At 74.5% G+C, this 19,658-nt stretch carries 21 protein-coding genes and 1 pseudogene; 15 read left to right on the top strand and 7 right to left on the bottom strand.

Features of this window, described 5'->3' with window-relative positions:
• The first annotated feature begins 14 nt into the window (after positions 1-14).
• The 4 genes from AQJ30_RS02250 (at position 15) to AQJ30_RS02265 (ending at position 3,034) form a co-directional block, all read left to right on the top strand.
• The gene (locus AQJ30_RS02250; protein WP_245726772.1) at positions 15-518 is read left to right on the top strand and encodes a sigma-70 family RNA polymerase sigma factor; all 504 of its coding nucleotides are present in this window, start codon (positions 15-17) and stop codon (positions 516-518) included.
• Positions 515-1,381: a hypothetical protein gene (locus AQJ30_RS02255; protein ID WP_067228039.1), complete on the top strand. Its 867-nt coding sequence runs from the start codon at positions 515-517 to the stop codon at positions 1,379-1,381. The genes AQJ30_RS02250 and AQJ30_RS02255 overlap by 4 nt, the downstream gene beginning before the upstream one ends.
• A gap of 137 nt (positions 1,382-1,518) precedes the next feature.
• A complete protein-coding gene (locus AQJ30_RS02260; protein ID WP_067228041.1) occupies positions 1,519-1,917 on the top strand; it encodes a VOC family protein in 399 nt (132 codons plus the stop codon).
• 46 nt (positions 1,918-1,963) lie between these two features.
• A complete protein-coding gene (locus tag AQJ30_RS02265) occupies positions 1,964-3,034 on the top strand; it encodes an adenosine deaminase (protein WP_067228042.1) in 1,071 nt (356 codons plus the stop codon).
• On the opposite strand, the gene AQJ30_RS02270 is transcribed toward AQJ30_RS02265, so the two are convergent.
• Complete coding sequence (locus AQJ30_RS02270) at positions 3,016-3,531, bottom strand: mycothiol transferase (RefSeq protein WP_067228044.1); 516 nt, start codon at positions 3,529-3,531, stop codon at positions 3,016-3,018. The two genes, AQJ30_RS02265 and AQJ30_RS02270, sit on opposite strands and share 19 nt — an antisense overlap.
• A gap of 225 nt (positions 3,532-3,756) precedes the next feature.
• Positions 3,757-4,638, bottom strand: a complete 882-nt coding sequence (locus AQJ30_RS02275) for a LysR family transcriptional regulator (protein ID WP_067228046.1) — start codon at positions 4,636-4,638, stop codon at positions 3,757-3,759.
• 115 nt (positions 4,639-4,753) lie between these two features.
• On the opposite strand from AQJ30_RS02275, the gene mgrA reads away from it, so the two are divergent.
• Positions 4,754-5,746 carry an L-glyceraldehyde 3-phosphate reductase gene (gene mgrA / locus AQJ30_RS02280; RefSeq protein ID WP_067228047.1) on the top strand — a complete coding sequence of 331 codons (993 nt, stop codon included), beginning with the start codon at positions 4,754-4,756 and terminating at the stop codon, positions 5,744-5,746.
• Positions 5,747-5,848: 102 nt separating this feature from the next.
• Here mgrA and AQJ30_RS02285 read toward each other — a convergent pair whose 3' ends face one another.
• A complete protein-coding gene (locus AQJ30_RS02285) occupies positions 5,849-6,262 on the bottom strand; it encodes a nuclear transport factor 2 family protein (protein WP_067228049.1) in 414 nt (137 codons plus the stop codon).
• A gap of 303 nt (positions 6,263-6,565) precedes the next feature.
• Between AQJ30_RS02285 and AQJ30_RS02290 the strand changes: the two genes are divergently transcribed.
• The 4 genes from AQJ30_RS02290 to AQJ30_RS02305 all read left to right on the top strand — a co-directional run bounded on the left by AQJ30_RS02290 (position 6,566) and on the right by AQJ30_RS02305 (position 11,024).
• The gene (locus AQJ30_RS02290; RefSeq protein WP_067228051.1) at positions 6,566-6,976 is read left to right on the top strand and encodes a hypothetical protein; all 411 of its coding nucleotides are present in this window, start codon (positions 6,566-6,568) and stop codon (positions 6,974-6,976) included.
• 72 nt (positions 6,977-7,048) lie between these two features.
• Entirely contained in the window at positions 7,049-9,388 is a 2,340-nt protein-coding gene (locus AQJ30_RS02295; protein ID WP_067228052.1) for an ABC transporter ATP-binding protein/permease, read from the top strand.
• 15 nt (positions 9,389-9,403) lie between these two features.
• Positions 9,404-9,952, top strand: a complete 549-nt coding sequence (locus tag AQJ30_RS02300; RefSeq protein WP_067228889.1) for an SH3 domain-containing protein — start codon at positions 9,404-9,406, stop codon at positions 9,950-9,952.
• Positions 9,953-10,037: 85 nt separating this feature from the next.
• Positions 10,038-11,024, top strand: a complete 987-nt coding sequence (locus AQJ30_RS02305) for a serine/threonine-protein kinase (RefSeq protein WP_067228054.1) — start codon at positions 10,038-10,040, stop codon at positions 11,022-11,024.
• A gap of 17 nt (positions 11,025-11,041) precedes the next feature.
• Here AQJ30_RS02305 and AQJ30_RS02310 read toward each other — a convergent pair whose 3' ends face one another.
• Positions 11,042-12,304, bottom strand: a complete 1,263-nt coding sequence (locus AQJ30_RS02310; RefSeq protein ID WP_067228892.1) for a streptophobe family protein — start codon at positions 12,302-12,304, stop codon at positions 11,042-11,044.
• A 180-nt stretch (positions 12,305-12,484) separates the two neighbouring features.
• On the opposite strand from AQJ30_RS02310, the gene AQJ30_RS02315 reads away from it, so the two are divergent.
• From AQJ30_RS02315 to AQJ30_RS02325, 3 genes and pseudogenes are all read left to right on the top strand, one after another.
• Complete coding sequence (locus AQJ30_RS02315) at positions 12,485-13,711, top strand: DUF6777 domain-containing protein (RefSeq protein WP_079083724.1); 1,227 nt, start codon at positions 12,485-12,487, stop codon at positions 13,709-13,711.
• Between the two features lie 153 nt (positions 13,712-13,864).
• Positions 13,865-14,314 (top strand): annotated as a pseudogene (locus AQJ30_RS02320) (ATP-binding protein); the annotation flags it as partial.
• A gap of 138 nt (positions 14,315-14,452) precedes the next feature.
• A complete protein-coding gene (locus tag AQJ30_RS02325) occupies positions 14,453-14,830 on the top strand; it encodes a helix-turn-helix domain-containing protein (RefSeq protein WP_067228057.1) in 378 nt (125 codons plus the stop codon).
• Positions 14,831-14,902: 72 nt separating this feature from the next.
• Here AQJ30_RS02325 and AQJ30_RS02330 read toward each other — a convergent pair whose 3' ends face one another.
• Complete coding sequence (locus tag AQJ30_RS02330) at positions 14,903-15,505, bottom strand: ClpP family protease (protein WP_067228058.1); 603 nt, start codon at positions 15,503-15,505, stop codon at positions 14,903-14,905.
• A gap of 1 nt (position 15,506) precedes the next feature.
• Complete coding sequence (locus AQJ30_RS02335) at positions 15,507-16,160, bottom strand: ATP-dependent Clp protease proteolytic subunit (protein ID WP_067228060.1); 654 nt, start codon at positions 16,158-16,160, stop codon at positions 15,507-15,509.
• A gap of 234 nt (positions 16,161-16,394) precedes the next feature.
• Here AQJ30_RS02335 and AQJ30_RS02340 point away from each other — a divergent pair, with 234 nt between their 5' ends.
• On the top strand, positions 16,395-16,877 hold the full coding sequence (locus tag AQJ30_RS02340; protein WP_067228062.1) for a VOC family protein: 483 nt from the start codon (positions 16,395-16,397) through the stop codon (positions 16,875-16,877).
• A 21-nt stretch (positions 16,878-16,898) separates the two neighbouring features.
• Here the strand turns inward: AQJ30_RS02340 and AQJ30_RS02345 are convergent, their stop codons facing one another.
• Positions 16,899-17,774: an aminoglycoside phosphotransferase family protein gene (locus tag AQJ30_RS02345; protein WP_245726773.1), complete on the bottom strand. Its 876-nt coding sequence runs from the start codon at positions 17,772-17,774 to the stop codon at positions 16,899-16,901.
• Between the two features lie 235 nt (positions 17,775-18,009).
• On the opposite strand from AQJ30_RS02345, the gene AQJ30_RS02350 reads away from it, so the two are divergent.
• Together AQJ30_RS02350 and AQJ30_RS02355 are read left to right on the top strand one after the other, a co-directional pair.
• On the top strand, positions 18,010-18,807 hold the full coding sequence (locus AQJ30_RS02350) for a VOC family protein (protein ID WP_067228063.1): 798 nt from the start codon (positions 18,010-18,012) through the stop codon (positions 18,805-18,807).
• Between the two features lie 132 nt (positions 18,808-18,939).
• A complete protein-coding gene (locus tag AQJ30_RS02355; RefSeq protein ID WP_067228065.1) occupies positions 18,940-19,650 on the top strand; it encodes a ribonuclease H family protein in 711 nt (236 codons plus the stop codon).
• Positions 19,651-19,658 lie beyond the last annotated feature (8 nt).

The following is a 19,658-nucleotide window of genomic DNA, read 5'->3' on the forward strand; positions in this document are numbered from 1 at the left end:
CGGAGAAACTTCCCTTGGACTTCGCCGCCTTCCACCAGATGCACCGGCCGGGCTACGTCCGCGAGGCCGAACGCTGGCTGCGCAGCCGCGCGGACGCCGAGGACGCCGTCGACGACGCGTTCGTCCAGCTCGCCGAGGAGTGGCCGCACATACTCCGCGCCGAGAACCCCGCCGCCTACGCCTGGCGGGTCGTCAAGCACCGGGTCATCGACCACGCCCGGGCGCGCGGGCGCCGGGCCACGCTGATGGACACCGCGGTCTTCGAGACCGTGACCCTGACCGGGGCCGAGGACGCCTTCGAGGTGATCGAGCAGAACCTGCGCCTGTTCCACGCCATCGAGGCCCTGCCCGAGCGCCAGCGGGACATCGTCCGGCTGCGCTACTGCGAGGGCTACACCATCGCCGAGGTGGCGGACCACCTCGGCATCAGCGAAGCCGGCGTGCGCTCCCACGAACGCTATGCCCGACGGCGACTGCGGGAGATCTACACGACGAGCGCCGAGGAGGAGCGGTCATGACCTTCGACACCGCGAGCGACCTGGACGACGTGCTGGCCCGCGCCCGGCTGCGGCCGACCGCGCCCTACACCCGTGCGGACGTCGAGGCCGCCGAGGCCCGTGTGGCCGCCCGGGTCGCGGCCCGGCGGGCCGGGGACCCCGCGGCCCGCTCCCGGCCGCGCCCCGCCCCGCTCCCGCTCCCGCGCGAGAGCCACCCCGCCGCCCGGGACCTGCGGGCCCTGTGCGAGGCGCTGCTGAGCCGGCCGGGTGCCCTGCAGGGGCTCGGCGCCTTCCTCGGCAGCCAGCTCCCCGAGCCGTCCGGGGCGCGCATCCTCGGCGGCATCCTCCACCTCGCGGGCTGCGAGGACAGCGCCCGCTTCTGGTGGCAGTACGCCGCCGGCGCCGCGGACCCGGTCTCGTCGTACTGCCTCTACCTCCACCACCGCTCCCTGGGCGAGGACCAGGAGGCCGACTGGTGGCTGCGGCACACCGAGCTGACCCCGGCCACCCTGAGCCGGGAGGCCACCGAAGTGGAGGTCGCCACCGCCCTGCACGTGCTCACCGCGCTGCGGCGCGGCCGGCACGGGCTGCCCGAGGCGCTGCGCGCGCTGGTCGAGTACGTCCCGGCCGTGGTCGGCTTCGTCGACGACGACCTGGAGCTGCCCCTGCCGGACGGGGACCTGGCCGAGATCGTCGAGGAGGCCGCTGCGCACGGCGCACCGCCCGCCCGCAAGCGGCGCCGCGCCCGCGGCGGCACCGGCCTGCCCGCCCGCCGCGAACCGGCCGTGCACACCTTCTCCGCCGCCTCCCCCCGCCCCGCCCGGCACTGGAGCCGCGACGTCCAGGAGGCCCTGCGCGAGTGCGAGGAGACGGTGGCCTGCTGAACCGGGCGGACGGGCCCGCCCCCGGTCCTCCGGGGGCGGGTGGCGGACCTCCGGGGACGGCGCCCCGGGGAGGGATTGGCGTCACGTACGTTTTACGTATAACCTCTCCGACCAATCCGCCCCCGCGAAAGGCTCCGATGAGACGCGTCGCCCTGGTCACCCTCGTCGTCGACGACTACGACGAGGCGATCCGCTTCTACACCGAGGCCCTCGGCTTCCGGCTCGCCGAGGACGCACCGCGCCCCGACGGCTCCCGCTGGGTCGTCGTCGAGCCGGGCACCCCCGGGTCCCCGGGCACCGGACTGCTGCTGGCCCGCGCCAAGGGCGACGCCCAGCGCGCCCGCGTCGGCGACCAGACCGGCGGCCGGGTCGGCTTCTTCCTGCACACCGACGACTTCGCCCGCGACCACGCCCGGATGCTCGCCGCGGGCGTGACCTTCCTGGAGGAGCCGCGCCACGAGCCCTACGGCTCGGTCGCCGTCTTCCAGGACCTGTACGGCAACCGCTGGGACCTCCTCCAGCCGGCCGCCGCCTGAGACCCACCCGCTTCCCGATCCACCCCTGCGCCGAGGAACCACAGCCATGACCGCGCCCCGCGTCGACACCGACACCCTCCGCCGGCTCCCCAAGGCCGTCCTGCACGACCACCTCGACGGCGGCCTGCGCCCCGCCACGGTCGTCGAGCTGGCCGCCGAGGCCGGGCACACCCTGCCCACCACCGACCCCGACGAGCTGGCCGCCTGGTACGTCGAGGCCGCCACCTCCGGCGACCTGGTCCGCTACATCGCCACCTTCGAGCACACCCTCGCCGTGATGCAGACCCGCGAAGGCCTGCTGCGCACCGCCGAGGAGTACGTCCTCGACCTGGCCGCCGACGGCGTCGTCTACGGCGAGGTCCGCTACGCCCCCGAGCTGATGCTGAACGGCGGCCTGACCCTCGGCGAGGTCGTCGAGACCGTCCAGGAGGGCCTCGCGGCGGGCATGGCCAAGGCGGCCGCCGCCGGCACGCCCGTCCGGGTCGGCACCCTGCTGTGCGGCATGCGGATGTTCGACCGGGTCCGGGAGGCCGCCGACCTGGCCGTCGCCTTCCGCGACGCGGGTGTCGTCGGCTTCGACATCGCGGGCGCCGAGGACGGCTTCCCGCCCGCCGACCACCTCGCGGCGTTCGAGCACCTGCGCCGCGAGAGCGTGCCCTTCACCATCCACGCCGGCGAGGCGCACGGCCTGCCCAGCATCCACCAGGCGATCCAGGTGTGCGGAGCCCAGCGCATCGGCCACGGCGTGCGCCTGACCGAGGACATCGTGGACGGCAAGCTCGGCCGCCTGGCCGGCTGGGTCCGCGACCGCCGGATCGCGCTGGAGATGTGCCCGACCTCCAACCTGCAGACCGGTGCGGCCGACTCCATCGCCACCCACCCGATCACCGCGCTGAAGGACCTCGGCTTCCGGGTCACCCTCAACACCGACAACCGGCTGGTCTCCGGCACGACGATGACCCGGGAGATGTCCCTGCTGGTCGAGGAGGCCGGCTGGACGGTGGAGGACCTGCGCACGGTCACGGTGAACGCCGTCAAGAGCGCCTTCCTCCCGTTCGACGAGCGCAGGTCCCTCATCGAGGACGTCGTGCTGCCGGGTTACTCCGCGGCGCTCTGAAGCAGTCCGCGGACGTAGGCCGCCTGTCCGACGTGCTGGAGGGCGTCGGACAGGACGCTCACCAGCCGCACCCCGAGGGTGACCGGCGGGTCCCAGCGCCGGTCCACGACCCGGTCGAGGTCCGCCGCGCCGACCCCGCGCAGCGCCTGGAGCGACTGCGCGTGGACGGCGTCGTGGTAGCCGGTGAGCAGGTCGGCCGAGTCGACCCGCACCTCGGCGACCCGGTCCGGGCTGTGGCCGTAGCCGATGTCCCGGGGCGGCAGGTCGAGGCCGAACCGCTTCTGCCAGTCCTGGGCCAGCCACACCTGGTCGAGCCCAAAGGCGTCGGCGAGGTGGTCGTCCTGGACGCGGGTGAGGTGCCAGACCAGCCAGGCGATCGAGTTGGTCTCGGGGGTCGGGCGGGCGTTGAGGTCCTCGGGGTCGAGGCCGTCGACCGCCGCATGGACTTCTTCCCGGATGCGGCCGTAGCCGTCGATGAGGATGTCCTTCGCATGCATGCGTCCACCATGGCGCAGCCGTCGCTCCCGCGCCGCCTCTTCCGGACGGACCGGGGGACGGGACGCGGCGCCCGGGGCGCCCCGGCGTCAGGGCGGTAACCGGACACCGGACCCGCGTCCGGTGCCGACCCCTCGGCCCGGCCTCCCAGGCCCGGCCTCCTCCGCCCCGCCTCCCGGTCCGGCCTCCGCGGCCCGGCCTCCTCCGCCCGCCCCCCGGGCCCCGGGTCACTCGCCGCCCGTCTCCAGCAGGGTCATCAGGGCTCGGGCCGCCGGGCTGGTGGACCGGTGCGGCGGCAGCAGGGCGACCGTCTCGTAGGCCGCCTCGGCGGTGCCCTTCAGGGGCAGCGCGGTCAGCGCCTCCCGCTTGTGCCGGAAGTGGCGCGGGACGACGGCGATGCCGAGGTTCTCGTCCACCAGGTCGAGCAGGCTGTGCACGTCGTTGACCTCCAGGGCGACCGTGCGCCGTACGCCCGTCTCGGCGAACGCCGCGTCGGTCGCGCGGCGCGGCCCGAAGTCCGGGTGGAAGTCCACGAACACCTCCCCGGCGATGTCCTCCGGGGTGAGCGCCGCCGCCCCCGCCAGGTGGTGCTCGGGGTGGCACAGCACGTACATCGGCTCGGTCGTCAGCGACGCCGAGCGCAGCTGGTCGGTGTCCGCCTGGGTGCGGTAGGCGAACGCCAGGTCGAGGCGTCCGGCCGCGACTTCCTCGGCGAGCGTCCCCGAGCCGTACTGCCGCAGCCGGACCTCCACGTCCGGGTGGCGCCGGCGGAACGCCGCCAGCAGGCCCGCCACGTGCACGCCCGCGATGCACTGCTCGGTGCCGAGCGCGAGCGTCCCGCGCAGCACGCCCTGCACCGCGGCCACCGCTTCGTGCGCCGCGCGCACCTGCGCCAGGATGCGCTCGGCCTCGCCGAGCAGCGCCCGGCCCGCCTCCGTCAGCGTCACCCGGCGGGTGGTGCGCACGAACAGCGGCGCCCGCAGCTCGCGCTCGAGCGCGCGGATCGACGCCGACAGGCCCGACTGGGAGACCATCAGGCGTTCGGCGGCCCGGGTGAAGTGCTGGTCCTCGGCGACCGCGACGAAGTGCTGGAGGTGGCGCAGTTCCATGATTGAGAAGCCTATCCGCTGAATCCCATCGGATTCTCCTGTTGGACCACTGCCCGCAGGTCGCGCGAGAGTGGGTAGGCAGTCCCACCCCTCCCCGAAGAGCCATGGAGTCGCGTTGTACACCGCACATTCCGACCGTTACGCGGACATGCCCTACCGGCGCACCGGCCACAGCGGCCTGAAGCTCCCCGCGCTGTCGCTCGGGCTGTGGCACAACTTCGGCCCGGACCGCCCCGCCGAGACCCAGCGGGCCATCCTGCGCCGCGCCTTCGACCTCGGCATCACCCACTTCGACCTGGCGAACAACTACGGCCCGCCGCCCGGCGCCGCCGAGTCCGCGCTGGGCGGGTTCCTGAAGACCGACTTCGCGCGCTACCGCGACGAGCTGGTGATCTCCACCAAGGCCGGCTACCTGATGTGGCCCGGCCCGTACGGCGAGTGGGGCTCGCGCAAGTACGTGCTGTCCTCGCTGGACCAGAGCCTGCGGCGGATGGGCCTGGAGTACGTGGACGTCTTCTACTCGCACCGCCCCGACCCTAAGACGCCCCTGGAGGAGACCATGGGCGCGCTGCACTCTGCGGTGCAGCAGGGCAAGGCCCTCTACGTCGGCGTCTCCAACTACTCGGCCGAGCAGACCCGGGAGGCCGCCCGCATCCTCGGTGAGCTGGGCACCCCGCTGCTCATCCACCAGCCGCGCTACTCGATGCTCGACCGCCGCCCGGAGACCGAGGGCCTGCTCGACGCCCTCGACGAGCTCCGCGTCGGCTCCATCGCCTACTCCCCGCTGGAGCAGGGCGTGCTCACCGCCCGCTACCTCGACGGCATCCCCGAGGACTCGCGCGCGGCGAGCGACAGCCCGTTCCTCAACTCGGACGCCCTGACCGAGGACCTGGTGGCCAGGCTCCGCGCCCTCGACGAACTCGCCAAGGCCCGGGGCCAGTCGCTGGCCCAGCTGGCCCTGGCCTGGGTGCTGCGCGGCGGCCGGGTCACCTCCGCGCTGGTCGGCGCGAGCAGCGCCCGCCAGCTCGAGGACAGCGTCGGCGCCCTGGCCAACCTGGACTTCGAGCCGGAGGAGCTCGCCCGGATCGACGCGGTGATCAACGGCTGACACGCCGCGGCGCGGGCACCCTGCGGTCGCCCGCGGCCCCGTCCTCCGCTCGCGGGGGCCCGCTCCGTGCGGGCCCCCGCGAGCGTCGTGGGGCGCGGGTGCTCAGTCCGTCGCGGGCACCCGGTCGAGGAAGCCGAGGACGGACGTGATGCGGTCCTCCCCGTCCAGGGTGATCACGTCGAACCCGGCGACCGGCGCGCTCCCGTCGGCTTCGCTCACCAGCTCCCAGGAGAACCGCGCGGTGTCGTGGTGCCCGTCGACCGCCCCGCTGAGCCGGAAGGCGAACCCCGGGAAGGCGGCGTGGGCGGCCGCGACGGCCGCGCCGATCTGCTCGTGCCCCCGCACGTCGGCCAGCGGGTCGGTGTAGGTCCCGTCCACGGCCCAGGCGGCCGCCACCGCCTTGGCGAGGGCCTGCGGCTCGCGGGCGTTCCACGCCTCGAAGTAGCGGGCGACCGCGCCCCGGTAGCGGTCGGCGGGCTCGCGGCGGTCGGTGTCGTGACGGTCGGTCGCGGACATGGGAATCAGCCCCCTGTGAGGTCGAAGTCGCTGGTCGGGAACCGGTTCGGAGTCGTTCCCGACCCGGTGCGACCACTGTGCCCGCCGGGCGGTGACGGGGTCGATTACCCCGGAGGTCATGGCTCTCGCGCGGGGGTGGCGGATTTCGGCCAGCGGCGGACCGGAATATGCCAACAGACTGGCCGGAAAAGCGTGGTGACAGTGTTTCAGTCGTGAACATACTCGGCTGCAGGGGCAGTTCAGCCTCGGGAGCCGCACGGAAAGCGAGGCCCAGCCGGCAGACGACGGACGGGGGAGTGAGACGTGCACGACGAATTCCTGTGCCATGTCACCGCATACGGCTGGTGCGACGGTCGCCGCATCGGCGTACCGCTCGGCACCTACCGGGCGCCTACGCTCGCGCTCGCCCTGTGGTGGCTGCGCGACCGGGCCTCCTGGATCGCCGAACGGCTCGACCCCAGCCCGGACAGCGAGCACATCCCCCCGTACGCCCTGGTGCCGGTCGCGGACACGGTGCCCGACGTGCCGGGCGTCCTGCGGGCCTGGTGCGCGGACGTGGCCGGGCAGGAGCTGGTGGCCGACGAACTCGCCGGCGGGCGCCTGGTGCGGATCGCCGCCAGCGACGACACCACCGAATACGAGCTGCTCGCCGAGTCGGTCGACGCGCTGCGCATGCAGCGCACCCTCCCGGCCCTGGTCGTACCGGTCGCCTGAGCCCCGCGGCCCGGCCACCGGAGCGGTGTTCGCCGAAAGGCGCACGGACGTACGAATCGATAGAATTCGGGCATGGCGGAGCGGCCGGTCGCCTCGACGGCGCCCGAACTGGTCCTGGAGACCGAGTCGGGCTCCACCGTGATGACCCCGGGCCACGCCTACCACGTGGGCCGTGACCCGCTCAGCGACGTCGTCCTCGACGACGCCCGCGTCTCCTGGCACCACGCCGTGCTGCGCCCCGACGGCGACCACTGGACGCTGCTGGACGAGCACAGCACCAACGGCACCTACGCCGACGGCCGGCGCGTCCACGAGTGGGACGTCGGACCCGGCTGCGAGATCCGCTTCGGCAGCCCGGGCGACGGCCCCCGCGCCACGCTCCTCGGCCGGACCCCGCCGCCCGCCGAACGCCCCTCGGCCGTCTCGATGCCCGAGCTCACCGGCACCTTCCGGCAGCCGACCACCGTCCGGCCGCTGCCCGCCCGCACCGTGCGCATCGGCCGCGCCGCCGACAACGACCTCGTCATCGACGACCTCGTGGTCTCGCGCAGGCACGCCGAACTGCGCGCCGGGCCCGACGGCACCTACGAGATCGTCGACCTGGGCAGCCACAACGGCACCTACCTCAACGGCAGCCCGGTCGAGCGCGCCCCGGTCCGCGCAGGCGACGTCGTCGGCATCGGCCACTCCGCGTTCAGCCTGGTCGGCGACACCCTCCAGGAGTACGTCGACACCGGCGAGGTCTCCCTGGACGTGCAGGACCTCACCGTCGCCGTCGACCGTGGCCGCAAGACCCTCCTCGACCACGTGTCCTTCCCCGTGGGCGAGAAGTGCCTGCTCGCCGTGGTCGGGCCGAGCGGCGCCGGCAAGTCGACCCTGCTGGGCGCCCTCACCGGCCAGCGCCCCGCCGACCACGGCACCGTCGTCTACGACGGCCGCGACCTCTACCGCGACTACGCCGAGCTGCGCCAGCGCATCGGACTGGTCCCGCAGGACGACATCCTGCACGCCCAGCTCACCGTGCGCGCCGCCCTCGGCTACGCCGCCGAGCTGCGCTTCCCGCAGGACACCGCCAAGGCCGAACGCCGGGCGCGGGTCGAGGAGGTCATCCGCGAACTGGGCCTGGAACAGCGCGCCGACCAGCCCGTGCACAGCCTCTCCGGCGGCCAGCGCAAGCGCGTCAGCGTCGCCCTGGAGCTGCTCACCAAGCCCTCGCTGCTCTTCCTCGACGAGCCGACCTCCGGCCTGGACCCGGGGATGGACCGCTCGGTGATGCACATGCTGCGGGGCCTCGCCGACGACGGCCGCACCGTCATCGTGGTGACCCACAGCGTCCTCAGCCTCGACGTGTGCGACCGCCTGCTGGTCCTCGCGCCAGGCGGCCGCACCGCCTACTACGGCCCGCCCGAGGACGCCCTGCGCTTCTTCGGGTTCGCCGAGTGGCCCGAGGCGTTCGAAGCGTTCGAGCGCGACCGGGACCGCGACTGGGCGGGGGAGTACCGCGCCTCGCCGCTGCGCCGGCAGTACGTCGTCGACGCCAGCGCCCAGCCGCCGCTGCCCCGCGAGGGCCCGGTGATCATGCTGCCGCCGCCGCGCCCGCGCAGCCGGGGCGCCCAGCTCGGCACGCTCGTGCGCCGCTACGCCTCCGCCCTGAGCGCCGACCGCACCTTCCTCGTCATCATGATCGCCCTGCCGTTCGTGATGGGCGCGATGGCCCGCGCCCTGGCCGGCAGCGCGCTCACCCGCGAGAGCGTGATGAACGCGCTGCTGATCCTGTGCGTCGGCGGTGTCCTGACCGGGGCCGCCAACGCCGTGCGCGAGCTGGTCAAGGAGCGCGTCATCTACCGGCGGGAGCGGGCCGTGGGGCTGTCCCGGTCGGCGTACCTGCTGTCGAAGGTGGTGGTGCTCGGCACGGTCACGGTGGTGCAGGCCGTCGTCCTCACCCTGGTCGCCCTGCTCGGCGTGGACCTCAACGCACCGGGCGGCGAAGGCGTGTTGATGCCGCCGCTCGTCGAGATCACCGTGGCCGTCGCCCTGCTGGCGTTCACGGCGATGATGCTCGGCCTGGTGGTGTCCGCGCTGGTGACCAAGGAGGAGGTCACCATGCCGCTGCTTGTGCTGCTGGCGATCGTCCAAGTGGTGTTCTGCGGCGCCCTGTTGCAGCTGCACGGCGTGCCCGGCCTGGAGCAGCTGTCCTGGCTGGTGCCCGCCCGCTGGGCGCTCGGCGCCATGGCCGGCACCCTCGGCCTGGCCCGGATCGTGCCCGGCAAGCTGACCGACGACCCGCTGTTCGAGCACCGGGCGGCGGTCTGGCTGCTCGACGTCGGGATGCTCGTGGTGCTCTCCCTCGTGTTCGGCTTCGTCGTCTCGCGGCTGCTGCGCCGCCACGAGCCCGCGATCATGCGGAAGTAGGCCGCCCCCATGACGCTGCCGACCCCCGGATTCCGGCCGACGCACGTCGTGCCCGGGCGTGGCACGCCCGCCTGGGAGGCACCCGACCCCGCCCGGCCGACGGTGCCCCTGGACCCGTTGCTGCCGGTCCAGCTCCTCCAACGGCGCGGCGACTGGGCCCAGGTGCTGTGCTCCAACGGCTGGTCCGCCTGGGTCGACGGCCGCCACCTGATCGCCGTACCGCAGGACCCGCCCGCCCCCGGCGGCCCGCTCACCGCCACCGAGGACCCGCGCCCGCTGCTGGCCCGCGCCGAGCAGGCCCTCGCCCGGTACCGGGCCGCCGTCGAGGAGGTGGCCCGCGGCACCCTCGACGGGGAGGACTTCCGCCGCCGCACCCAGGGCGTGCGGATCGGCGTGGTCGTCGACGGCGAGTCGGTCTGGCTCTACGACGCCGTCCAGGGCCGCTGGGCGTACGGCGACGGCACCGCGCTGAGCACCTACGCCACCGACGAGGAGCCGGGCGAGCGCCCCGCCGCCCCTGGCTACGCCCCGACCCGCGTCGTCACCCCGGACGGGGAGCCGTGACCGCGCGCCGCGGGGGTGCCACGGCGGCCGGTCCACGCCGACGGGCCGCCGGAGCCGGGACGGCCGCCCGTGCGGAGGGGCCCTGATGGCCCACGAGTCGGACCTGTTCTCCGGGCGGCCCTCCGAACTGGTCGGCCGGCAGGTCGCGGGCTACCGCATCGAGGGCGAACTGGGCCGCGGCGGCATGGCCGTCGTCTACCGGGCCCGCGACCTGCGCCTGGACCGCACCGTCGCGCTGAAGCTGCTCGCGCCCGAACTCGCCCGCAACGACACCTTCCGTCGGCGCTTCACCCACGAGTCCCGGGTGGCCGCGGCGATCGACCACCCGCACATCGTGCCGATCTTCGAGGCGGGCGAGACCGACGGCGTGCTGTACATCGCCATGCGCTACGTGGAGGGCAGCGACCTGCGCCACCTCCTGGACCGCCAGGGCCCGCTGCCGCTGCCGACGGCGGTGCGCATCGCCGCCCAGGTCGCCTCCGCGCTGGACGCGGCCCACGAGCACGGCCTGGTGCACCGGGACGTCAAGCCCGGCAACATCCTCGTCGCGCGCGGCACCGACAGCGACCACCCCGAGCACGTCTACCTCACCGACTTCGGCCTGACCAAGAAGTCCCTGTCGCTGACCGGCTTCACCACGGTCGGTCAGTTCGTCGGCACCCTCGACTACGTCGCCCCCGAGCAGATCTCCGGCAAGCCGGTCGACGCCCGCTGCGACGTGTACGGCTTCGCCTGTGTGGTCCACGAGTGCCTCACCGGCCACCCGCCGTTCCGCCGCGACGACGACATGGCCCTGCTGTGGGCCCACCAGTACGACGACCCGCCCCCGCCCAGCGCGTCCCGGCCCGGACTGCCCGCCGGGATCGACGCGGTGTTCGCCCGGGCCCTGGCCAAGACCCCCGAGGCCCGCCACGACACCTGCCTGGCCTTCGTCGCCGAGCTGCGGGCCGCCGGACGCGACGACCGGGCCCGGCGCCACCCCCTCACCGAACCGGCCGGCCGGCCCGTGCCCCGGAACGGTCCGAGACCCCCGCCGCGCTGGGCGCAGCCGGTGGTCGGCCGGTACCCCTGACCTGCGGACCCCGGCCGCTACCGCCGCCGGACCCCGCGTGCCAGCAGGCCGCCCAGGCAGCCGGTGACCAGCCCCCACAGGGCGGCCAGACCCAGGGCCGTCCACAGGTGCGGACGCAGGAAGAGCCGTCCGGACAGGCCGCCGCCCAGGTCGCCGATGCCGAGCACCGACAGGCCGAAGTGCGCGGACAGCCGACCCAGCAGGCAGACCGCGAGGACCGTGAGCACCAGTGCCACCGCCATGTGCAGCGCGTGCTGCCACAGCCGGGTCCGGGTGGGTGACCGGGACGCCATCAGGAACGCGGCGGTCAGCACCAGCACGGCCGCGACGACCAGGAGCCACCAGGTCCGGCCGTCGTGCTCGGCGAGCGTGCGCAGGTTCAGGGTGGCGGTGTCCGGGCCGCGCAGCACCTCGTCCAGCACGTGCGGCATCGGCAGCCCGAACGGGCCGTCCACGCGCCCCTCCCAGGTGACGCCGAGCCCCAGGGTGAGCGCGAGCCACACCAGGTTGGGCAGGCCCAGCAGGAGCACCGCCAGCGTCTGCGCCGGATGCCCGCGGGTGAGGAGCACGACGACGCCGACGACGACGCCCAGCGCGACGTACGCCAGCAGCAGCGCCACCATCGCGTACGCGGCCGGACGCACCGACTGCTGGAACCGCAGCAGCCGCCGCGGCAGCGGGGCCCCGGGCGCCACCAGCAGCGCCAGCACGAGCACCCCGGCGCACCACACCAGCCCGACGAACAGGCTGAGCGGCACGTCCGTGGTGAAGCCGACCCTCGGGGTGACGCCGAACAGCTCGCCGAGGTCGTCCAGTTCACTGCGGCCCAGGGACACCGAGAACGTCTGCCGTGCCGCCAGGGCGAGGGCCAGCAGGCCGAGCAGCCACAGCACGGCGACGCGCAGCGCCCACCCGGCCAGTTCCCCGGCGCCGGCGACCGCCCGGTGACGCAGCGGGCGCAGGAATCCGGCGGCCAGCACCAACGCCCCCGTGAGCGTCACGGACAGCGGGACCACGGTCAGCCCGCCCTTGCTGCCCGCCAGGTCGCCCGCGCTCCCGGACAGCTCGACGCTCCCGCCGACGGACGTGACGACGGTCGCCGCGACCACGCGCGGGAAGGCGCCGTCCGGCAGGTCGGCCGCCCCGGCCGCCCACAGCCCGAGCGCGGCCACCCCGAGCATGGAGAGCAGACACGCCAGGGCGGTGACGAGCGCGTGGACCCAGCCGTGGCGGGCGGCGGCCGGTGCGACCGCCGGTGCGGGGGAGCGGGGGTGACTCACGTCAGCCACGCTAGGCAGCACCTCGCCCGCCCGCCCGCCGGGAGAGGCGTCCGGGCGCCCCGTCCGCTTGCGGGCACCACTCCACCGGAGCACACAATGGAATGAAGCGGAACAAAGGCGGGTGAATCCCCCGGAACGTCCTCGGGACTTTCCCGCAGGAGACCACGCCGGGAGAAGCTCGTGAGCGCCGAACCGCCGTTCTCCGGCCGCCCCACCGGACCACCCTCGGGCCCCCTGTCGGGTCCCTCCCAGCCACCGTCGGGCCCGCCCTCCCAGCCCCCCGGCGGCCCCCCGGGCGGCGACTCCGGCGGCACCCCGCCGCACCGGCCGTGGTGGAGGTCCGCACCCCGCGTCGCCGTGCTGACCGCCGTCGTGGTGGCCGCGGTCGCCGTGGCGCTGGTCCTCGGCCGCTCCGGCGGCGGCTCGGGCAGCGGCGGCGAGGTCTTCCTCCAGGCCGCGGGCAAGACCGGCCCGGACCCGTTCACCGAGTCCACCGCCGAGGACAACTCCGCCCCGCCCGTCTCCGTCCCGCCGACCGCCGCGACCGCCCCCACCAACGAGGTCCGGGGCGTCGACGGCGGCTCCGCCGGTCTCTACGGCGGCACCCGCCACCTCTCCGCCTGCGACGTCGAGAAGCAGATCCGCTCCCTGGGCGCCGACGCCACCAAGAACGAGGCCTTCGCCTCGGTGGCCGGTGTCACGCCCTCCGGCGTCCCCGCCTACCTGCGCGGCCTGACCCCGGTGCAGCTGCGCATGGACACCCGCGTCACCAACCACGGCTACCGCGACGGCGCCGCCACCGGCTACCAGGCCGTCCTCCAGGCCGGCACCGCCGTGCTCGTCGACGCCCGCGGCCTGCCCCGCGTGCGCTGCGCCTGCGGCAACCCGCTGACCCCGCCCGTGCCGCAGAGCACCACGCCCAGGCCCACCGGTGACTCCTGGCCGTCGTACAGCCCGGCGAACGTCGTCGTGGTGACCCCCGCACCCCGGGCCGTGGACGTCTTCGTGCTCTACGACCCCGAGCACCACGGGTGGATCGCCCGGCCCCGTGGGGACACCGGGCGCCACGACCGGCCGGCACCGCCCCCGACGCACCCCTCGCCCCCGGTGAGCGTCTCCCCGTCCGGCGAGTCGAGCGGCCCGTCCTCGTCGAGCAGCAGTCCCTCGACGTCCGGGTCCACCTCGCCCGGCGCGTCCTCCTCGTCCCCGAGCAGCAAGCCCCCGGCGCCGCCCGAGCCCCCGCCGCCCCCGGACTCGTCGTCGAGCGAGCCCAAGACGGGCGACTCCGTCGTCTCCCCGCCCGAGAAGCCCCCGTCGCAGGGCGGCAGCTCACCCCAGTCGGCCCCCGAGGCCCCGGTCTCCCCGGCCGCCCCGGGCTCCTCCGCCGAGCCCCCACCGGCGTCCTGACGGGACCGGACGGTACCGTGCGCAGGGTGTCCCGCGTCTCCCGGGCGACGTGACGCAGCGCACGTGAAGTGCACGGGAGTGCAATGCGCGGCACGGGGTACCAGCTCAGGTGCAACAGCATCCGGCCAGGTGAGGCCTCCCAGAGAGAACAGCATGACCGAGCAACTGGACGGGGCAGTGATACCGACTGGTTTCGACGTGCCCGTGGAACCCCTGCGGCGCGCCGCGCACTACACCGGTGAGCCCGGCTGCATCGCCGAAGCCCGCGCCTTCGCGGCGCGCTTCGTCGAGCAGCTGCGGCAGGAGTGGTGCGCCGGGATCGACGAGCGCACCGACGGCGAGGTCATGCTCGTCGTCAGCGAACTGGTCACCAACGCCGACCGGCACAGCAACGGTCCGTACATCCTGGAGCTGGAGGGCACCGACAGCACCCTCACGGTGTCCGTGTACGACAGCAGCGACGCCCTGCCCATGCGCTACCCCAAGGACCCCCGGCGGATCGGCCGGCACGGTCTGGAGATCGTGCACGCCCTGGCGGCCGAGGTGAGCGCCGAGCGGGTCCCGGTCGGCAAGCGGGTCCGCGCGCTGCTCCGCCTCGGTGACCGCGCCGCCCTCGGCGGCGCCGCGAAGCAGCCGGCCGCCGCGGTGGCCGACCCCGCCACGGCGGGCGATTCGTCCGGTTCCACCGAGGGCGGAATGTCAGGGGCTTCCCCTCAGGGTGACCGCTCCTAGGCTGGAGCAATGACCGAGCGAGCGACCGACGAAGCCCGAGTGATCCCGCTGCGCCCGCCCGCCGGGCGCCCGGGGACCGGCACGCCCCCCGCCAGGGAGCCCCTGTGGCGCGACCTGGTGGGAGACGCGCTGCGCCGTGAACGCCAGGCCCAGGAACGCACCCTGAAGGACGTCGCCGACGCGGCCCGGATCTCCATGCCGTACCTCTCGGAGGTCGAGCGCGGCCGCAAGGAGGCGTCCTCGGAGGTCCTCGCCGCCGCCGCGCACGCCCTCGGCCTCACCCTCTCCGACCTGCTCACCCGGGTGCAGGGCGACCTCGCCCGCCGCCCGGCCCGCGGTCGCACCGCGAACCGGACGCCGCACGGCGGGCTCTGCCTGGCCGCCTGACGCGGGTACGGCCGCCCGGCAGTGGATGCGGGCGGCCGGTGCCGTGTTCCGGGGGGCCGGTCGGGCCGTGGGTCAGACCGTCACCAGACGCCGGCTCAGGACCTCGTCGGCCAGCCCGTAGGCCACGGCCTCCTGCGCGGTGAACACCTTGTCGCGGTCCATGTCGGCCCGCAGCGTCGCCACGTCGTGGTGGGTGTGCCGGGACAGCACCTCCTCCACCTGCGCGCGGATTCGCACCATCTCCTTGGCCTGCAGGGAGAGATCGGCGACCGTGCCCCGGCTGCCGCCGCTCGCGGGCTGGCCGAGCAGCACGCGCGCGTGCTCCAGCACGAACCGCCGCCCGGGGTCCCCGCCGGCCAGCAGCACGGCCGCCGTCGAGGCCGCCTGCCCGACGCAGAACGTCGAGATCGGCGCCTGCACGAAGGTCATCGTGTCGTAGATCGCCATCAGTGAGGTGAACGAGCCGCCGGGCGAGTTGATGTAGATCGCGATCTCGTGCTCCGGCGCCGCCGACTCCAGGTGCAGCAGCTGCGCGATCACCACGTTGGCGACGCCGTCGTCGATGTCGGTGCCGAGGAAGATGATGCGCTCGTTCAGCAGCCGGCTGAACACGTCGAAGGACCGCTCGCCCTGCGGGGTGCGCTCGATGACGTTCGGGATCGTGTAGCTCCCCATGTCACAGCCCCGTCCGTCGTCGGGTGGCCGCCGGGCGCACGTCGGCGAGCGACGTGACGACGTGGTCCACCATGCCGTACTCCTTGGCCTCCTCGGCCGTGAACCAGCGGTCGCGGTCGCCGTCGCGGGCGATGGTCTCCGGGCTCTGCCCGGTGTGCTCCGCGGTGATCCGCTCGATGGTCCGCTTGGTGAACTCCAGGTTCTCCGCCTGGATCTCGATGTCCGCGGTGGTGCCGCCGATCCCCGCCGACGGCTGGTGCATCATGATCCGCGCGTGGGGGAGCGCGTAGCGCTTCCCGGGCGCGCCGACGCTCAGCAGGAACTGGCCCATGCTCGCGGCGAAGCCCATGGCGAGGGTCGACACGTCGTTGGGGATGAGCTGCATGGTGTCGTAGATGGCCAGGCCCGCGTGGACCGAGCCGCCCGGGCTGTTGACGTACAGGCTGATGTCGGTGCGCGGGTCCTCCGCGGACAGGATCAGCAGCTGGGCGCAGACCCGGTTGGCGGAGACCTCGTCGACCTGGGTGCCCAGCAGCACGATGCGCTGGCCCAGGAGCTGCGCGGCGAGCTGGTCGTCGAAGCGGGTGGGCGCGGTGTCGCCCTCCTCGGCGCGGGGCGGCGCGGCCGGCGGCCGGCCGGCGGAGAGTGGGGACATGGAAGCTCCTCGGGTCGCGGGTCGGACACGGCGGGTGGTCGCCGTGCGCCCCACTCTCGGGCCGGACCCGGCCGCCGCGGGGACTTCCCTGCCGTCGGCAGATTCGCCGACGGCAGAGCGCCCGGCCCGGCCGGGCGGCGCCGGAGGAGACCGGCGTCCGGCCGATGAGTTCCGCCGCCCGGACCGGTCGACACAGATGACCGCGTTCCGCGTCCCGCACCCAGGAGGCAGCCCATGACCGCCGACGGCTTCACCACGTGTCTCTGGTTCGACACCCAGGCCGAGGAGGCCGCGCAGTTCTACGTCTCGGTCTTCAAGAACTCCAGCACCGGCACCACCACGTACTACACCGAGGGAGCCCCCCGGCCCGCCGGGACCGTCCTGACGGTCGACTTCACGGCCAACGGCCAGAGGTTCGTGGCGCTCAACGGCGGCCCCGAGTTCACGTTCAGCGAGGCCGTCTCCTTCCAGATCGACTGCGACGACCAGGAGGAGATCGACTACTACTGGAGCAAGCTCACCGAGGGCGGCGGGCAGCCCGGCCCCTGTGGCTGGCTCAAGGACCGCTTCGGAGTGTCCTGGCAGGTCACGCCGAAGGTCCTCAGCGAGATGATCGCCGGCCCCGACCGGGAGAAGACCACCCGCGCGATGAACGCCATGATGACGATGGGCAAGCTGGACATCGCCGCCCTCCAGCGGGCCTACGACGGCGAGTGACCGTCCGGGCGGCGCTCCGCCTCACCGGGGCTCGGCCAGGACCTCCCTGATCACGTGCCGGGAGTTCTCCGCCAGCGGCGGATTGGTCTCCCAGTAGAACGGCAGCTGGACCAGCGAGATCGACAGCGCCCAGCCCCGGCCCCGGGCCCACTCGGCGTCGTCCGCGCCGACCGCCTCCCGGAAGGCGCCCCGCGCCGCAGCGGGCAGCAGGTTCCAGGCCACGATCAGATCGACGGCCGGGTCCCCCACGCCCACGCAGCCGAAGTCCAGGACCGCCGCCAGCCGGCCCCCGGCGACCAGCACGTTGCCGGGGGAGAGGTCGGCGTGCGCCCAGACCGGAGCGCCGGTGTGCCCGGGCGCCCGCAGCGCCTCCTCCCACCGGGCGGTCACCGCGGCGGTGTCGATCCGCCCCGCCAGCTGAGCGAGGGCCGCCCGGGTGTCGCCGTCCCGTCGCGCGAGCGGAACGCCCCGGTGGTTCGCCGGGCCCCCGGCCGGGTCGAGCCGCCGCAGCCCGGCCACGAACGCCCCGAGGTCGGCGGCCAGCTCCCCGGGGCGCTCCAGCGCGCCCGCGACCGGATTGCGGCCGTCCAGCCAGCCGTAGACGCACCACGGCCACGGGAACCCCTCGCCCGGCTCCCCCAGGGCCAGCGGCGTCGGCGTGGGCACGGCCAGCCGCGGCCCCAGCCGGGCCAGCCAGTGCCGTTCGTGCGCCACGCCGTCGACCGCGCCGGGGTACCGGGGCAGCCGGACGACCTTGTCGTCGCCGAGGCGGAACATGGCGTTCTCGGTGCCCGACGACGTCACCCGCGACACGGGCAGCGACGCCCACCGCGGGAACTGCGCGGCGACCAGCCGACGGACCAGCGCGGCGTCCAGGTCGATCTCGTCGGGACGCATCCTCACAGCACACATCCGGCCCATTCCAGCCCGGAACTCCCTTGCTGTCGAACGGATTTCGCCCCGCATCGCGGCCGTCCGCCGGCTCCGGCCCGGCAGCGGCGCCCGGGGTCGGCGTCCCCGCGTCCGCGACGGTCCGCGTGCTCGGCGCGCGGTCCCGCGCGGGCGTGGCTAGCGTGAGGAAGCGGACCGCGTGAGGAAGCGGACCACCCGTCTCAGTGGAAGGGCCGCCGCCATGGCCGTGCAACCAGAGGGAACCCCGTGCTGGGCCGACGCGATGTTCACCGACCTGGAGGGCGCCAAGCGCTTCTACGGTGAGGTGCTCGGCTGGACCTTCGGGGAGTCGACGTCGGAGTACGGGAACTACACCCAGGCCTACGCCGACGGCAAGGCCGTCGCCGCCGTCGTCCCGCCGATGCCGGGGCAGGAGGGGCAGTCGCAGTGGTGCCTGTACCTCGCCTCGCCGGACGCCGCCGCCACCGCGGCGAAGATCCGCGAGAACGGCGGCGAGGTGCTGATGGAACCGATGCGCGTCGGCGACTTCGGCACCATGTGCCTGGCCCGCGACCCCGGCGGCGTGGCCTTCGGGATCTGGCAGGGCGGCCGCCACGAGGGCTTCGAGGCGACGGCGGTGCCCGGCGCCTACTGCTGGGCCGAGGTCTTCACCCGGGAGCCCGAGAAGGCCGACGCGTTCTTCCCGGCGGTCTTCCCGTACCGGACCAAGCGCATCGAGGACGAGGCCATGGACTTCCGGATCTACGACCTGGGCGAGAACAGCGTGCTCGGCCGGATGGCGATGACCGAGGAGTTCCCGCCCGAGGTGCCGCCGTACGTCAACGTGTACTTCACCGTCCCGGACGTCGACGACGCCGTCGCCCGCGCCACCGAACTCGGCGGTGTGCTGCGGTTCGGTCCGGTCGACAGCCCCTTCGGACGGTTCGCGGCCCTGAGCGATCCGCAGGGCGCGAGCTTCTCGGTGATCGACGTCACGGCCACCGAGGGCGAGATGCCGAAGATGACCGAGGTCTCCTAGGTCCCGCTCCCGAACTTGCCCCAGGGCGCCCGCGCGTCGGGGCGGGAATGCCTCAGGCCCGGCCGGCCCCGCTCGTGGTCCGGGGCTGGCCGGGCCCGCTCCGCACGGCCGGGCGCCCGCCCTGGCCGTGGCATGATCGTGCGCATGGTTGAACGTGTTGTGGCCGCCTGCGACGGGGCGTCGAAGGGCAATCCGGGACCGGCCGGCTGGGCCTGGGTGGTCGCCGACGACGCCGAGGTCCCGGACCGCTGGGAGGCCGGGCCGCTCGGCCGGGCCACCAACAACGTGGCCGAACTGACCGCGCTGGAACGCCTGTTGGCGGCCACCGACCCGGCGGTGCCGCTGGAGGTCCGGATGGACTCCCAGTACGCCATGAAGGCCGTCACCACCTGGCTGCCCGGCTGGAAGCGCAACGGCTGGCGGACCTCCGGCGGCAAGCCGGTCGCCAACCAGGAGCTGGTGGTGCGCATCGACGAGCTGCTCCAGGGCCGCTCGGTCGACTTCCGCTACGTCCCCGCCCACCAGGTCGACGGCGACCGGCTCAACGACTTCGCCGACCGGGCCGCCAGCCAGGCCGCCGTGGTGCAGGAGCCCGCGGGCAGCGACCTCGGCTCCCCGGAGCCGCCGCCGTCACCGGACACCCCCGCCGCGGGCGCCGCCAAGCGCCGGCCCGCCAAGGCGGGGGCGGCCCGGCAGCGCGGCGGCGGGGCGTCGGCGCGCACCATCAAGGCAAAGTTCCCCGGCCGTTGCGTGTGCGGCCGCCCGTACGCGGCCGGTGAGCCGATCGCCAAGAACGACCAGGGCTGGGGCCACCCGGAGTGCCGCACCGCGGCCGCCGGGTGACCCGTGGC

Source organism: Streptomyces longwoodensis (assembly GCF_001514125.1).
Taxonomy (GTDB): domain Bacteria; phylum Actinomycetota; class Actinomycetes; order Streptomycetales; family Streptomycetaceae; genus Streptomyces; species Streptomyces longwoodensis.